This is a genomic window from Pseudomonas sp. JL23 (assembly GCF_056933585.1).
The window spans coordinates 6,331,815-6,348,001 of record NZ_CM167795.1; the positions used below are offsets into that span (position 1 = coordinate 6,331,815).

Sequence of the window (16,187 nt, forward strand, 5' to 3'; positions counted from 1 at the left end):
CTATGGCATCGACCTCCCTGCGTCAAACCTTCCGCCGCCTGTGGGCGCTGGACAAATTCAGTTACAGCGTGCGGGTGTTTATCGCCCTGACCGGCAGCATGGCGCTGTGCTGGTATCAGGATGAGATGGGGCTGCTGATCCCGCTGTTCCTGGGGATTATCGCCAGCGCTCTGGCCGAGACCGACGATAACTGGCAAGGCCGGCTCAATGCTCTGGCGGTGACCCTGGTGTGCTTCAGCGTCGCGGCGCTGTCGGTGGAGCTACTGTTCCCGTATCCGTGGCTGTTCATCGTCGCCCTGGCGGTGGCGACCTTCTGCCTGATCATGCTCGGCGCGTTGGGCGAGCGTTACGGCGCGATTGCCTATGGCACCCTGATCCTGTCGGTCTACACCATGATCGGCGTCGACCAGCGCGGTGGCGAAGTCACTGACTTCTGGCACGAACCCATGCTGCTGGTGGCGGGCGCGGCCTGGTATGGCCTGCTCTCGGTGCTGTGGCAGGTGCTGTTTTCCAATCAGCCGGTGCAGCAGGCCCTGGCCCGGCTGTTCCGTGAGCTGGGGCAATATCTCAAGCTCAAGTCCTCGCTGTTCGAACCGATCCGCACCCTCGACGTCGAAGCCCGACGCCTGGAGCTGGCCAAGCAGAATGGCCGGGTGGTCGCCGCCCTGAACGCGACCAAGGAAATCATCCTGCACCGGGTCGGCAGCAACCGCCCCGGCTCCAAGGTCAGCCGTTATCTGAAGCTGTACTTTCTTGCCCAGGACATTCACGAGCGCGCCAGTTCCTCGCACTACCCCTACAACTCCCTGGCCGAGGCGTTTTTCCACAGCGACGTGCTGTTCCGCTGCCAGCGCCTGCTGCGTCAGCAGGGCTCGGCGTGCAAAGCGCTGTCCGAGTCGATCCAGTTGCGCCAGCCATTCGTCTACGACGACAGTTTTGCCGACGCCATGGAAGACCTGCATGCGTCCCTGGAACACCTGCGCATCCAGAGCAACCCCGCCTGGCGCGGCCTGCTGCGTTCGTTGCGCGCCCTGACCAGCAACCTCAGCACCCTCGACCGCCTGCTGCGCGATGCCAGTAACCCGGACGCCCTGGCCGATGCCACTGACAGCAGCCTGCTGGATCGCTCGCCACAGAACCTCAAGGACATCTGGAACCGCCTGCGCCTGCAACTGACGCCGACCTCCCTGGTGTTCCGTCACGCCCTGCGCCTGCCCCTGGCGGTCTGCGTGGGTTACGCCATGGTGCATTTGATCCACCCGTCACAGGGCTACTGGATCATCCTCACCACAGTGTTCGTCTGCCAGCCGAGCTACGGCGCCACGCGGCGCAAGCTGGGCCAGCGGATCATCGGTACGGCCATCGGCCTGACGGTCGGCTGGGCGCTGTTTGATCTGGTCAGCAGCCCGTTGCTGCAATCGATGTGTGCGGTACTGGCCGGGGTGGTGTTCTTCGTCAACCGCACCACGCGCTACACCCTGTCCACGGCGGCGATCACGGTGATGATCCTGTTCTGCTTCAATCAGGTCGGCGACAGTTACGGACTGTTCCTGCCACGGCTGTTCGACACCCTGCTGGGCAGCCTGATTGCGGGCCTTGCGGTATTCCTGTTCCTGCCGGACTGGCAGGGTCGGCGCCTGAACAAGGTGCTGGCCAACACCCTGACCTGCAACAGCATCTACCTGCGCCAGATCATGCAGCAGTACGCTGCGGGCAAGAGCGACGACCTGGCCTACCGCCTGGCCCGGCGCAACGCCCACAACGCCGACGCGGCGCTGTCGACCACCCTGGCCAATATGCTGATGGAGCCGGGGCACTTCCGTAAGGAGGCCGATATCGGTTTCCGCTTCCTGGTGCTGTCCCACACCCTGCTCAGCTACCTGTCAGGCCTCGGCGCGCACCGCGGCACGGAATTGCCCGCCGAGATGCGCGAGCACGTCATCGACGGCGCCGGGGTCAAACTGGCAGAAAGCATCAACGAGATCGCCCAGAGCCTGGCCGACAAGCAGCCCGTGGCAATCCAAAGCGACAGCGAAGAGGCACTGGCCACCGAGCTTGAGCAGATGCCCGACGAGATGGATGAAAATCAGCGTCTGGTGCAGACCCAGCTCGCATTGATCTGCCGTCAGCTAGGGCCGCTGCGGACCCTGGCGGCGCATCTGATCAAGGAGCATGAGGCGGCGACGGCCTAGGATTTGTGGGAGGCATAACAGGTGGGACCGGCTTTAGCCGGGAAGAGGCCGGTACCTTCACAGCCTTTGCATCTGCTGATACCGCCTTCCCGGCTAAAGCCAGTCCCACAAAATCGCACCCGGCAAGCGGCTACAGATCATGCAACTTGAACAACCGCTCATAAGTGCCATCGGCTTTCATCGCTTCGATCTCACGGTCGAACCTGGCGACGATCTCGGTATGGTGGGGGTTCTTGAAGCTGACCAGGATATGCAGGTTGTTCTCGCTCAGCGGCACGGAGAGAAAGTCGATGGAGTCACGCACTTCGGCTGACTCGCGGGACAGCGCAAAGCGTGCGGCGAACTCGTCTTCAACGGCCAACTGCACTCGTCCGGCCGCCAGCATGCGCAAGGCCATGGAGAAGCTGGCCACGGGCACTTTCTTCATGCTCGGGTTGTTGTCGAACTCGGGCGAGTAGGCGTAACCGCGCACGGTAGCGACTGGATAAGGGTATAGATCGGACAGCCGGGAAAAGCTGATGGATGAATCCTTGCGCTTGAGAAAACCCAGGCGGTTGACCAGAAACGGCTTGGAAAACAGGCCGATGTGGGTGCGCTCTTCGCTGTACCAGGTATCGATCAGGACGTCGTAACGCCCGTCGCTCAAGCCCAGCAGCCCCCTGGCCCAAGGCACCTGATCATATTCTGTGGTGTAGCCGGCCCGTGCCAGAGCCGTACGGATCAAATCCGTTGCCAACCCGCCGTTGACCAGCGAAGTATCGGCATAGGGTGCCCATGCATCACCTGCCAGCCGCAGCACCTCCGCAGAGGTCGGCTGCATGACCAGCAGTGCGGCCAAAAACCCCATGGCACGAAGCGAAAGGGACATGCGCGAGATCCTTAGGCGGGCCTGAGCCCGGCATACAACTGGCGAGCGCCTGATTTGTTCTCGCCACGCTAATGGCGATCAGCCTCTATTGAAGACGCATTACCGACATTGCACAACTCATAACACTGTGACCTTTGTGCGGTACATCAAGAAAAACCGCGATCCCGAGCGTTGCATTTTTCCTCGTATCAGCGTTTGTTGGGGAAGCGTGCAGATACGTTTAGTATCGGGTTCAGGTTCTCCTCTGCGAGTCAGCGACATGTCAATCAAATGGATCTGCAAACACCATACCGATCTGAGCAAGGAACAGCTCTATGCCATCCTGAAGCTGCGCTCGGAAGTCTTTGTCGTCGAGCAACAGTGCTGGTATCAGGACGTCGATGGCCTGGATCTGTCAGGCGACACCTGCCACCTGATGGCTTGGCAGGATGATCAACTGGTCGCGTATTTGCGTCTTATCGACCCAATTCAGCAGGACGGCGATGTCACCATTGGCCGCGTGGTAACAGCGCCCTCAGTGCGCAGCAAGGGTATGGGTCATCAGTTGATGACCCAGGCGCTGGAACAGGCCGAGAAAAAATGGCCCGATCAACCGATCTATCTGTCGGCCCAGGCGCATCTGCAGGGCTATTACAGCCGCTACGGCTTTAACCCCGTGGGCGAGGTTTACCTGGAAGACGAAATCCCCCATATCGGCATGCGTCGCGATCTGGAGTGACACATTCACATCGGTGCGTTCAGGGGTAGCCCAGCACCGTTTTGATCCGGGCAAGATGCAAGGTGATCCAGTCCCGGTCGATGGCGCCCCAATCCAGAATGCGATAACGCCCGGCGTGATTGCGCGCGCCCTCTTCCTGCTCGAAGACACATTCGATATCCAGGTCGGCCAGGGCGGCGATGGTGTCCTGGGCCGTGCGGCGTGGCATACCGGTGACCTCGGTCAGCGCCGGAACGCTGCTGGCCAACTGGCTGTCGATCAGGTAGGCCACGTACAGACGGCGGTAAAAACTGCTTTTGGTTTTACTGACGTCCATCGTCTTGTCCCTTGAGGTCACGCCAGGTCAGATAGACCCGCAGATCGAATTCCAGCTGGTGATAACCCGGCTGCATGTGCTCGCACAACTGGTAGAACGCCTTGTTGTGATCGGATTCCTTGAAGTGCGCCAGCTCATGCACCACGATCATTTTCAGGAATTGTGGCGCGGCTTCCTTGAACAGCGAGGCGACGCGGATTTCCTTCTTGGACTTGAGCTTGCCGCCCTGCACTCGGGAGATGGTCGAATGCAGACCGAGGGCGCGATGGGTCAGATCCAAACGATTGTCGAACAGCACCTTGTCGATGTTCGGCGCGTTACGCAGATGCTCCTGCTTCAATGCCAGGGCGTAGGCGTAGAGGGCCTTGTCGCTCTGCACGTCGTGGCGCTCGGCATAGCGTTGCTGTAGATAGTCGCCCAGCTTGTCCTGGGCAATCAGGTGGCGGACCTGATCCTGCAAGTCATGGGGATAGGCTTGCAGATATTTGAGAACGGGAGCGGTCATGGGGTCGCAAGACAAATCATGGAAAGATGCCAGTGTACAGAAGCGGCCAATGCAACGGGATGCGCCATGAACAAAGCCACGCTCGCCAGCGCACTGCTGCTGTTTTGCACCCTGGCCCACGGCGGCTTCAGCGAACAGTTGGACCGGGCCCTGCAATGGACCGGCGACCAGCTCAATCGGTGGGGCGACGAGGACCGCGAAAAAGCCCGCAGCCAGGCCCGTAGCGCCCCCCATGGCGCCGAGCCGCAAGTGCTGATCCGCCGCAGCGGCGTCGATGAGTTTGGCGACCCGCGCTTTGCCAATGGCTTCACCGTAGCCGGGCAAACCCTCAAATCGGGAGACACGCTGCAACGTGCCCTGGACGTGCTCGGGCCGAACTCACGCAAAGGCTACAACGGCACCCAGATCTGGGACGCACTGGGTATTACCGTGCAATCCGAATGGCCCCATATTCACGACTTCAACCCGGCGGACAAGCGCGAGGACCAGCCCATCACCTGGGTCTATCTGCACTTGAGCGACAGCGGCTCAGCCGTGCTCGACGCCGGGGACACACCGGCCAAGCCATTCTCGGGTTATCTGGAGCTGGACCAGGTCGGCATCGACAGCAAAACCACCCTCAAGGACATCCGCACCCTCGCCGACCGCGAAGGCCTGCGGGGCGCCCACGCCTATCTCTATTGCAGCCATGGGCGAACCGATTGCTATATCGGCGAAGTGCCCGGCAAGCCGGGGATCGAGGTGCAGGTGTATGTGAACGACATGAGCGATGCGCAGAGTACGTTACATGGGCTAATGATCAATTTTTGAGCAACAGGTCCTCTAACGGGAAACATAATCTGTGGGACCGGCTTTAGCCGGGAAAGCGGTATTTCTGGCACAGAAAATTGAGCGGATGTACCGGCCCCTTCCCGGCTAAAGCCGGTCCCACAAAACCGCACGATGCGGCTCACTCAATGGTGCTTAAGCCCCGCCCAGTTGAACGGCTGGGGAAACCGCGCCGCGTCATCGGCCACCATCGGGTGTGCCACCAGGAAGCCCTGGATCAGCTCACAACCATTATCGGCCAACCACTGGTATTGCTCGTAGGTTTCCACGCCCTCGGCAATCACCAGTACATCCAGGTTGCGGCACAGTTCGATGATGCTGTGGGCCACGACCCTGTCCCGCGTTGAGTCGAGCATGCCGGCGATAAAGTGGCGGTCGAGTTTGAGGGTGTCCAGTTCCAGATTGCGTAGATGCGCCAAGGAGCATTCGCCGATGCCAAAGTCGTCCAGCGCCACCCGCACGCCGATCTCATGCAGCATCTGCAGTTGCTTGCGGCTGTGGACCAGGTTCTGCACCAGGGAGCTTTCGGTGATTTCCACCTCCAGCTGACCCGGCTTGAGCCCGCAGCGATTGACCGCTCGCTGCAATTCCGAGGCAAGGTTGGGCATGCTGAACTGAGTGGCACTGACGCTGATGCTGACCACCAGATCATCCGGAAACACTTCACCCCAGATCTGCCGCTGGGTGGCGCCCTGCTCGAAGATCCAGCCACCCAGCTTGTTGATCAGCCGCGTCTCTTCCAGCAACGGAATGAACAACCCCGGCGGCACATCCCCGGCACTCGGGTGCTGCCAGCGCAACAACGCCTCGAAGCCGCGCAGACGCCCATCGGCGATATACACCTGGGGTTGATAGACCATGGAGAAGTCTTTGCCGTCGATGGCCGTGCGTACGCTCTCCTCGAGCATCAGCCGCGAGCGGGCGCGACCGTTCATTTCCTGATCATAGAAACGGTATTGCTGGCGTCCGGCGCGCTTGGCTTCGTACATGGCGACATCGGCAGCGCGCAGCAGGCCATCGAGATTGGAACCGCAATCGGGATAAGTAGCGATGCCGATGCTGACACCAAGGCTGACTTCCACGCCATCGAACTGCCGACGCCCGGAGACCCGCTCGATCAGCTTCTCGGCCACCTTGGCTGCCTGTTCGGGGTAATTGAGGCCATCGATCACTACAGTGAATTCATCGCCCCCCATACGCGCCAGCACGTCGTAGGGGCGCAGACAGTCGCGCAGTTGCCCGGCAACCCACAGCAGCACCTGATCCCCGGCGTCATGCCCGAAGGAGTCATTAATCCGTTTGAACCCATCCAGATCGAGGTAGAGCACCACCAGGTATTTGCCGACGTGGTCGTTGCGCAGCAGCATGCTTTCGACGGTCTGGTAGAAACCGCGACGATTGAGCAGGCCGGTCAGGGAGTCGGTCACGGCCTGATGTTCGAGCTGGCGATAGAGGTCGCGCACCACCGACATATCGAGAATGCTCAGCACCATGGCCTTCTGCTCGAGAGGCAGCGGCGCGCAGGACAGTGCCACAGGCAACTGGCAGCCGCCTTGGGTGCGAAGAATGGCATCGTGCACACGGTAGGTATCGGCGCTGCGGTAATAGCGATAGAAGCCCGAATCATTCCAATCCGGCACATTGGGTTCGACGAGGTAGTCGATCAGCTCGGTGCCACACAGACTTTCCACGGTGCCCTTGAGCAGACGGCAGATCGCCGGGTTGGCGAAGGTGATGATGCCCTTCTCACTGACGACCAGGATTCCTTCGTCGATATTGTCCAGCACCGATGCATTGAAGGCCCGGGCCTGTTCCAGCTCCTGACTGAGACGTCGCAACGCACGCTGGTTGTTCTGTTGTTCAAGAAGCGCCGTGACTTTAGGCTTGAGCACAGCGGGGTCGAAAGGCTTGAACAGGTAATCGATGGCACCGCTGGCATAGCCCTTATGCACAGCGTCCTGGGATTGCTCGTTGGCGGTCAGGAAGATGATCGGCGTCAGTCGCGTTCGCTGACTGCCGCGCATCAGGCGAGCGACCTCGAAGCCGTCCATGCCGGGCATTTGCACATCGAGCAGCACCAGATCGACGTCTTTCTCCAGAAGCACGCCTAAGGCCTCAACGCCAGAACTGGCCGTGATGATGCACCAGTCCTTGCGTTGCAGGACCGCACGCATCGTCACGAGATTTTCCGGGTAGTCGTCCACGACTAATAAAACCGAGCAGCCTTCAACTGCCTTGGGTTGCACGCATTCCATGCCGCTTCTCTATATGGATTGTTTAACGCAGCCGCTCTCAGGCCCCTCATCCGAGTGAATGTCACTCTAGACCGCTCTACGGGAAACTGTAGTCAGCTAGCGAATAGCCACCTTTAAACCTCACGCTAACCGACTAACGGTACCCGCACACAGGCCACGGATACGCTGCTTCTGCCAAAAATGGCGGCACTTTGACGCCATCCGTTCGACGGATCGACGTTAACAGAGCGGCTGCTGAAACGTATAAGGAGTGCCCCGCAAAGGGTTGAGCCAGACGCTTCTGCTGGCAATGAGACAGTTTATAAGGCACTCAAATGATTGATATGGCTTCGTGGAATCTGAGCATCCCCGTCGGTTCACCACCTGCCACTGTCGAAACCTCGCAGCTGATGAAGGGTTACGATGGCAAATACTTCCACTCAGGCTCGGACGTCATCTGGTTCTGGGCGCCGGTGACCGGCTCGCGCACTGCCAACGCGATCTACCCGCGCAGCGAGCTTCGCGAAACCTGGTCCAACGGCGAGCTGCATAACTGGCTGTACCCCGACGCCGACAACTTCCTCAACGCAACGGTAGCAGTCAACCAGGTGCCCTCATCCGGGCGCATCGTCATCGGCCAGATCCATGCCTACAACAGCACCGAACCGTTATTAAAAGTGGAGTATCAATTCAAGGACGCGACCGGGGCCGGCAACATTGTGGCCAAGGTGCGCAATCGCTTCGATGACAAGAAAAGCCGGATCATCCTGATTGCCGAAGGCGTGCCCATGAACGAGCCGTTCAAGTACATCATCCACTTGAGCCCCGGCGGCGAACTCAGTGTCAGCGCGCGGAACATGAACTGGAGCAGCCCGATCAGCGCCACCTGGCGTGACAAGCCGCTGTACTTCAAGGCGGGGGTGTATACCCAGGACAACACTGGTTACACCAGCGAAGGCGGCAAGGCCACCTTCTATAATCTGGATATTGATCACAATAAATAGAATGGCCCGGCCATGTGTGGGACCGGCTTCAGCCGGGAAGGCTGCGGCATGATCGATATATTTCTATCGTTTGTCCCGCCGCCTTCCCGGCTAAAGCCGGTCCCACACCCACAGCCCTAGGCGTTTTTGAACTCTTTCTCCGCCGCTGCAAAACGCGCCTGCATGGCTGCCGAGGGCGCCTTGCCGATCAGGCTGAACACCACGATGGCGATGCTGGCGAAGATAAAGCCCGGGATAATTTCGTACAGACCCAGCAGGTTCAGCTGCTTCCACACGATCACTGTGAACGCGCCGACCAGTACACCGGCCAGAGCGCCGTTACGGGTCATGCCTTTCCACAACACCGAAATCAGCACCACCGGCCCGAACGCCGCGCCGAAACCGGCCCAGGCATAACTGACCAGACCCAGTACGCGGTTATTCGGGTTGGCGGCCAGGGCGATGGCAATCAGCGCAACCAGCAGCACCATGGCGCGACCGACCCAGACCAGCTCTTTCTGCGAGGCATTCTTGCGGAAAAAGGTTTTGTAGAAGTCTTCGGTCAGGGCACTGGAGCAAACCAGCAACTGGCAACTCAGAGTGCTCATCACCGCAGCGAGAATCGCCGACAGCAACACACCGGCAATCCACGGATTGAACAGCAGCTTGGCCAGTTCGATAAACACGCGCTCATGGTTTTCAGTCACAGGCCCGGCCACTTCAGGATGCGCCGAGAAGTAAGCGATGCCGAAGAAGCCAACCGCCACGGTGCCGCCCAGGCACAGAATCATCCAGGTCATGGAGATGCGACGGGCCTTGGCAATCGACTTTACCGAATCCGCCGCCATGAAACGCGCCAGAATATGCGGCTGACCGAAGTAGCCCAGGCCCCAGCCCAGCAGCGAGATGATGCCGATGAAGCTGGTGTTGCGCAGCATGTCGAAGCTGTTCGGGTCCTTGGCTTCGATGGCCAGGAAGGTGGTGTCGATGCCGCCGGTTGCCAGCAGCACGATGATCGGCGTGAGGATCAGCGCGAAGATCATCAGCGTGGCCTGCACGGTATCTGTCCAGCTAACGGCCAGGAAACCACCGACAAAGGTGTAGGCGATGGTTGCCGCAGCACCGGCCCACAGGGCGGTTTCATAGGACATGCCGAAGGTGCTTTCAAACAGGCGTGCACCAGCGACGATGCCCGAGGCGCAGTAAATGGTGAAGAACACCAGAATAACTACGGCCGAGATGATCCGCAGCACACCGCTGGTGTCCTCGAAACGACTGGAGAAGTAGTCCGGCAGGGTCAGCGCATCGCCGTTGTGCTCGGTCTGTACCCGCAGGCGGCCGGCAACGAACAGCCAGTTCAAGTAGGCGCCAGCAATCAGGCCGATGGCGATCCAGCTTTCCGACAGACCCGACATGTAGATAGCGCCTGGCAGGCCCATCAACAGCCAGCCACTCATGTCCGAAGCACCGGCCGACAGGGCCGTGACCACGCTGCCTAGGCTGCGTCCGCCGAGAATGTAGTCGGAGAGGTTATTGGTCGAGCGATAAGCCATGAGTCCGATCAGGACCATGGCGGCAATGTAGATCACAAAGGTGATCAAGGTAGGGTTGCTGACACTCATTGATTTTGCCTTGGCTTGTTTTTATAGAGCGCCGGGGTCTGTGCCACCGGCGACGCGACTGATTTTTCCTAGGAAAACAACAGCCAATGAACGCTTCAGATCCTGCATGCACTGAAGGGGGGCATCCTATTCAACAAAACAAATAAGGTGCAACCCCTTCATGAGGATAAGTTGCACCTACTCCCCAAATAAATCGCTGCAAGGTCTTTCTTGCTCCCTTTCGGAGCAACAGGCCATTTTTTCAGAATAAAAAGCACTAGCTTTGTGCGACGAGGGCCGCCCATGATTTCCCTCGGGTTATCCGCAGGAAATTAAACTGCCAAAAACAGGTTGCACCCGGTTGCACCCCGACAAATGCGCCGCTAATCTTGGGCAAAGCCGACGCCACACCCACAGTGGCCGACATTGAGGACAAGACATGGCGACCACCACGCTGGGTGTAAAGCTCGACGACCCGACACGCGAACGCTTGAAAGCAGCCGCTCACTCCATTGACCGCACGCCGCACTGGCTGATCAAGCAGGCGATCTTCAATTACCTGGAGAAGCTGGAAGCGGGTGCAACCCTGTCGGAACTCAATGGCTCGGGCGGCAAGGACAGCGATGACCTGGCCGACGCACCGGTCGACGCCGTTCACCAGTGCTTCCTCGATTTCGCCGAGAGCATCCTGCCGCAATCGGTATTGCGCGCCGCCATTACCGCCGCCTACCGCCGTCCCGAGCCGGAGGTGGTGCCGATGCTGCTTGAGCAGGCCCGCCTGCCGGCACCTATGGCTGATGCCACCTATAAGCTGGCCGCATCCATTGCAGAAAAACTGCGTAATCAGAAGAGCGCCGGTGGCCGCGCCGGGATCGTCCAGGGCCTGTTGCAGGAATTTTCCTTGTCGTCCCAGGAGGGCGTGGCCCTGATGTGCCTCGCCGAAGCGCTGCTGCGCATCCCGGACAAAGGCACCCGCGACGCCCTGATCCGCGACAAGATCAGCACCGGCAACTGGCAGCCTCACCTGGGCAACAGCCCGTCGCTGTTCGTCAACGCAGCGACATGGGGCCTGCTACTGACCGGCAAGCTGGTCTCGACCCACAACGAAACCGGCCTGACCTCGTCCCTGAGCCGCATCATCGGCAAGAGCGGCGAACCCATGATCCGCAAGGGTGTGGACATGGCCATGCGCCTGATGGGCGAGCAGTTCGTCACCGGCGAGACCATCGGCGAAGCCCTGGCCAACGCCAGCCGTTTCGAAGCCAAGGGCTTCCGCTATTCCTACGACATGCTCGGTGAAGCCGCCCTGACCGAACACGACGCGCAGAAATACCTGGCGTCCTACGAGCAGGCCATCCACTCCATCGGCAAGGCCTCCCACGGTCGCGGCATCTACGAAGGTCCGGGCATCTCCATCAAGCTGTCAGCCCTGCACCCGCGTTACAGCCGCGCCCAGTACGAGCGCGTCATGGACGAGCTGTACCCGCGCCTGCTGTCCCTGACCCTGCTGGCCAAGCAATACGACATCGGCCTGAATATCGACGCCGAAGAGGCTGACCGCCTGGAGCTGTCCCTCGACCTGCTCGAACGCCTGTGCTTCGAACCGCAACTGAGCGGCTGGAACGGCATCGGCTTCGTGATCCAGGCCTACCAGAAGCGTTGCCCTTATGTGATCGACTACGTGATCGATCTGGCGCGCCGCAGCCGTCACCGTCTGATGATCCGTCTGGTCAAAGGCGCGTACTGGGACAGCGAGATCAAGCGCGCCCAGGTCGAGGGTCTGGAAGGCTATCCGGTCTATACCCGCAAGGTGTACACCGACGTTTCCTACATCGCCTGTGCACGCAAACTGCTGTCGGTGCCGGAAGTCATCTACCCGCAGTTCGCCACCCACAACGCCCATACCTTGTCGGCCATCTACCATATTGCCGGTCAGAACTATTACCCCGGCCAGTACGAATTCCAGTGCCTCCACGGCATGGGCGAACCGCTGTACGAGCAGGTTGTAGGCAAGGTCTCCGAAGGCAAGCTGAACCGTCCGTGCCGCGTGTACGCACCGGTCGGCACTCATGAAACCCTGCTGGCCTATCTGGTTCGTCGCCTGCTGGAAAACGGCGCCAACACCTCGTTCGTCAACCGCATTGCCGACCAGTCCATCTCGATTCAGGAACTGGTGGCCGATCCGGTCAGCAGCATCGAGCACATGGCCACTCAGGAAGGCGGTTTCGGCCTGCCGCACCCGCGCATTCCGCTGCCGCGCGACCTCTACGGCCCGGACCGCGCCAACTCCAGCGGCATCGACATGGCCAACGAACACCGTCTGGCGTCGTTGTCTTCGGCGCTGTTGGCCACGGCCCACACCGACTGGAAAGCCGGCCCGATGCTCGGCGGCAGCGCCAGCGAAGGCACTGCTGCCCCCGTGCTCAACCCGTCTGACCTGCGCGATGTAGTCGGCCATGTTCAGGAAGCCAATCTGGACGACGTCGATACCGCCATCCAGAGCGCCCTTAATGCCGGGCCGATCTGGCAAGCCACGCCGCCGGCCGAGCGCGCCACCATCCTTGAGCGTGCCGCCGACCTGATGGAGGCCGAGATCCAGCCGCTGATGGGCCTGCTGGCCCGTGAAGCCGGCAAGACCTACGCCAACGCCATCGCCGAAGTGCGCGAAGCCGTGGACTTCCTGCGCTACTACGCGGTGCAGGCACGCAACGATTTCAGCAACGACGCCCACCGCCCACTGGGTCCGGTGGTCTGCATCAGCCCTTGGAACTTCCCGCTGGCGATCTTCAGTGGCCAGGTGGCTGCGGCGCTGGCCGCCGGTAACCCGGTGCTGGCCAAGCCTGCCGAACAGACGCCGCTGATTGCTGCGCAAGCGGTACGCATCCTGCTCGAAGCCGGTATTCCGGAAGGCGTGGTGCAACTGCTGCCGGGCCGCGGTGAAACCGTCGGCGCCCGTCTGGTCGGTGACGATCGGGTCAAAGGCGTGATGTTCACTGGTTCCACCGAAGTCGCCCGCCTGCTGCAACGCAACATTGCCGGCCGCCTTGACACGCAGGGTCGGCCAATCCCGCTGATCGCCGAAACCGGCGGCCAGAACGCGATGATCGTCGACTCCTCGGCCCTCACCGAACAAGTGGTCATAGACGTCGTATCCTCGGCCTTCGACAGCGCCGGTCAGCGTTGCTCGGCCCTGCGCGTGCTGTGCCTGCAGGAAGATTCGGCAGACCGCGTGATCGAAATGCTCAAGGGCGCCATGGCCGAGTCGCGCCTGGGCAACCCCGAGCGCCTGTCCGTGGACATCGGCCCGGTGATCGACGCCGAAGCCAAGGCGGGCATCGAGAAACACATTCAGGCCATGCGCGACAAAGGCCGCACGGTCTATCAGATGGCGATTGCCGACAGCGAAGAAATCAAGCGCGGCACCTATGTGATGCCAACCCTGATCGAGCTGGAGAGCTTCGACGAGCTGCAACGGGAAATTTTCGGCCCGGTGCTGCACGTCGTGCGCTACAAGCGCAAGGAATTGGATGCCCTGATCGGCCAGATCAATGCCTCCGGCTACGGCCTGACCCTGGGTGTACACACCCGCATCGACGAGACCATCGCCAAGGTGATCGACAACGTCAACGCCGGTAACGTCTACGTCAACCGCAACATCGTCGGCGCCGTGGTCGGGGTGCAACCCTTTGGTGGTGAAGGCCTGTCCGGCACCGGTCCAAAAGCCGGTGGCCCGCTGTACCTGTACCGCCTGCTGTCTACCCGTCCGGCAGATGCCATCGAGCAATCGTTCGTCCGTAGCGATGCCCTGAGCACGCCGGATGTGCGTCTGCGCGACGCCATGAGCAAGCCATTGGCGGCCCTGCAAGCCTGGGCCGAGAGCCAGACCCTCACGGACTTGAAGGCGCTGTGCATCAGCTTCGCAACCCAGTCGCAAAGCGGTATCACCCGTCTGCTCACCGGCCCGACCGGCGAGCGCAACAGCTATGCGATCCTGCCGCGCGAACACGTGCTGTGCCTGGCCGACGATGAAACCGATCTGCTGGCGCAACTGGCAGCCGTGCTGGCTGTAGGTAGCACCGCTGTGTGGCCGGAAGGCGAACTGAGTCGCACCCTGGCTGCCCGCCTGCCCAAAGAAGTGCAGGCGCGCATTCAGCGTGTGGCCGACTGGACCAAGGATGAGGTGATGTTTGATGCCGTGCTGCATCACGGCGACTCGGATCAGTTGCGCTCGGTCTGCGAGCAGGTTGCCCAACGCGCCGGCGCTATCGTCGGCGTCAACGGCCTGTCCCACGGCGAGAGCAACATTGCCCTGGAGCGCCTGGTCATAGAACGCGCCCTGAGCGTCAACACCGCAGCGGCGGGTGGCAACGCCAGCCTGATGACCATCGGTTAAGGGTCGTCCTGCTACGAACAACGGGGAAGAAGCTCAGGCTCTTCCCCGTTTGTATGTCAGCCCTGAAGCCTGTACAGCACACTGCTGCGCCCTACCCCACTGACCAGAATCTTGTCGTCCGCCTGCACTGTCAGGGCGTAAAAGCGTTCCCCCGGCTGCCCCAGCAGCACCTCGCCGCGATTACCGAAACTCCAGTCCTTTTCGCCATTGACCAGATAACGCCTCACCACAGTGTCGGGGTAAAGATTACTGGCCAGCACGACAATGCGGTCATCCGACTGCACCGCCACGTCAGAATACGCGCCAGCAATGATAATCGGCTCGCCCGCGTTGAAGCCGAGATCCAGTTCGCCCTGCTCCGTCACCCGAATAAAACACGAGTAGATAGCGCCTTGACCATCGTAGGACTGAATGATCACCAGCAAACCATGACGAGTGGCGATCACTCGCTGAATCGACAGCTGGCGATACAGCGAATGGCTCGGCGGGTAAGTAAAACGGCCGTTGGCGCCGAATGCCGACACCACCTCGCCGCTATCGCGGTCAAAGCAGCACAGCGTCAGGCTCGAATCGGAAGACGTCCAGGGATGAATATCGGCGGCCACGACCAGATAGCCCTGTTCGTCGGTGATCGCCAGATCATTGAAACGCACGTAAGTGTTATCCAGGCAGAAATCCAGGGTGCCATTGTCGGCAAAAGCGTCGTCCCGCTCACCACCGGGCAAACGGCGATACAAAGCGCCGCCGCATTTGCCATTGCGCATGATGCTTGAGCACAACCACAGGCAACCGCCTTGTCCTGTGGTGATCATGGGATGGGTGGCATTGGATTTGGCGCCGGGGGCAGTCAGTTGCCAGCGATTCAGGCATTGGCCGTGGGCTGTGCAGCGCAGCAATTCGTCCCTGGATTTGTCGGCAACATTGCCTACCAGCATCAGCTCACCATGGTCACTGCTGGCAAACCCGGAAAATCGATGGACCGATACCTGCGCCGGTTCGCCGAGCAAGTAGCCGCCATCGGCAAAGGAGCGGTCCAGCTCTCCTGAGGGCGTTGTCCGGGCAGCGGCGAAACGGTGAGTTTTTTCATTCTTGAGCTGAACGCTGCCTATGCAGAGCGAGCAATTGGAGTCGAGTGCATAGACTTTGCGCAATTGCGCCTCATAACAATCACGCCCCAATAACAACCGCCCACGATCGGCGAAATCAGCATCCAGCTCTCCAGCTGTCGAAATGGCCATGATCTTCGTCCTGATCAATTATTTGCCTGACTTCTTTATTAATCAGCTTATACGTCGTGGTCGACGGGCCTTGATCAATGGATGGGCGGCTGCATGCCAATTACGACAGACACAGATGCGGCGGGTAGACCGGCCTGCGCGCGAACAAGTTTGCTCCCACCCTGATCAGCTTTCTTTGATGGGTGTCGGCGTCTTTATATTGGAATACGGTCGTTGTAGGAGCTGCCGAAGGCGGCGAATGGGGGTTACCTGAAACACCGCTTTCGCAACCTTCGGCAGCTCCTACAGGACCCTGACTGCAGATGATTTGG

General features: G+C 60.5%; 11 protein-coding genes. 5 read left to right on the plus strand and 6 right to left on the minus strand.

Going from position 1 to position 16,187, the window contains the following annotated elements:
- The first annotated feature begins 2 nt into the window (after positions 1–2).
- Positions 3–2,192, plus strand: a complete 2,190-nt coding sequence (gene yccS, locus AC1Z24_RS28990) for a YccS family putative transporter (protein WP_259104355.1) — start codon at positions 3–5, stop codon at positions 2,190–2,192.
- A gap of 130 nt (positions 2,193–2,322) precedes the next feature.
- Here yccS and AC1Z24_RS28995 read toward each other — a convergent pair whose 3' ends face one another.
- Positions 2,323–3,060 carry a substrate-binding periplasmic protein gene (locus tag AC1Z24_RS28995; protein WP_483743723.1) on the minus strand — a complete coding sequence of 246 codons (738 nt, stop codon included), beginning with the start codon at positions 3,058–3,060 and terminating at the stop codon, positions 2,323–2,325.
- 259 nt (positions 3,061–3,319) lie between these two features.
- On the opposite strand from AC1Z24_RS28995, the gene AC1Z24_RS29000 reads away from it, so the two are divergent.
- Entirely contained in the window at positions 3,320–3,778 is a 459-nt protein-coding gene (locus AC1Z24_RS29000) for a GNAT family N-acetyltransferase (protein WP_259104353.1), read from the plus strand.
- Positions 3,779–3,797: 19 nt separating this feature from the next.
- Here AC1Z24_RS29000 and AC1Z24_RS29005 read toward each other — a convergent pair whose 3' ends face one another.
- A complete protein-coding gene (locus tag AC1Z24_RS29005) occupies positions 3,798–4,094 on the minus strand; it encodes a winged helix-turn-helix domain-containing protein (RefSeq protein WP_259104351.1) in 297 nt (98 codons plus the stop codon).
- On the minus strand, positions 4,081–4,599 hold the full coding sequence (locus AC1Z24_RS29010) for a YgjP-like metallopeptidase domain-containing protein (RefSeq protein ID WP_483743724.1): 519 nt from the start codon (positions 4,597–4,599) through the stop codon (positions 4,081–4,083). Before AC1Z24_RS29010 ends, AC1Z24_RS29005 begins: the two co-directional genes overlap by 14 nt.
- 66 nt (positions 4,600–4,665) lie before the next feature.
- Here AC1Z24_RS29010 and AC1Z24_RS29015 point away from each other — a divergent pair, with 66 nt between their 5' ends.
- On the plus strand, positions 4,666–5,409 hold the full coding sequence (locus tag AC1Z24_RS29015) for a DUF7738 domain-containing protein (protein ID WP_483743725.1): 744 nt from the start codon (positions 4,666–4,668) through the stop codon (positions 5,407–5,409).
- 143 nt (positions 5,410–5,552) lie between these two features.
- On the opposite strand, the gene AC1Z24_RS29020 is transcribed toward AC1Z24_RS29015, so the two are convergent.
- Positions 5,553–7,682: a two-component system response regulator gene (locus AC1Z24_RS29020; RefSeq protein ID WP_483743726.1), complete on the minus strand. Its 2,130-nt coding sequence runs from the start codon at positions 7,680–7,682 to the stop codon at positions 5,553–5,555.
- Between the two features lie 314 nt (positions 7,683–7,996).
- Here AC1Z24_RS29020 and AC1Z24_RS29025 point away from each other — a divergent pair, with 314 nt between their 5' ends.
- On the plus strand, positions 7,997–8,665 hold the full coding sequence (locus AC1Z24_RS29025) for a polysaccharide lyase family 7 protein (RefSeq protein ID WP_483743727.1): 669 nt from the start codon (positions 7,997–7,999) through the stop codon (positions 8,663–8,665).
- A gap of 116 nt (positions 8,666–8,781) precedes the next feature.
- On the opposite strand, the gene putP is transcribed toward AC1Z24_RS29025, so the two are convergent.
- The gene (putP, locus tag AC1Z24_RS29030; protein ID WP_483743728.1) at positions 8,782–10,266 is read right to left on the minus strand and encodes a sodium/proline symporter PutP; all 1,485 of its coding nucleotides are present in this window, start codon (positions 10,264–10,266) and stop codon (positions 8,782–8,784) included.
- Between the two features lie 418 nt (positions 10,267–10,684).
- On the opposite strand from putP, the gene putA reads away from it, so the two are divergent.
- Positions 10,685–14,638, plus strand: a complete 3,954-nt coding sequence (gene putA / locus AC1Z24_RS29035; RefSeq protein WP_483743729.1) for a trifunctional transcriptional regulator/proline dehydrogenase/L-glutamate gamma-semialdehyde dehydrogenase — start codon at positions 10,685–10,687, stop codon at positions 14,636–14,638.
- 56 nt (positions 14,639–14,694) lie between these two features.
- Here putA and AC1Z24_RS29040 read toward each other — a convergent pair whose 3' ends face one another.
- Complete coding sequence (locus AC1Z24_RS29040) at positions 14,695–15,876, minus strand: hypothetical protein (RefSeq protein WP_483743730.1); 1,182 nt, start codon at positions 15,874–15,876, stop codon at positions 14,695–14,697.
- Between the last annotated feature and the right edge of the window lie 311 nt (positions 15,877–16,187).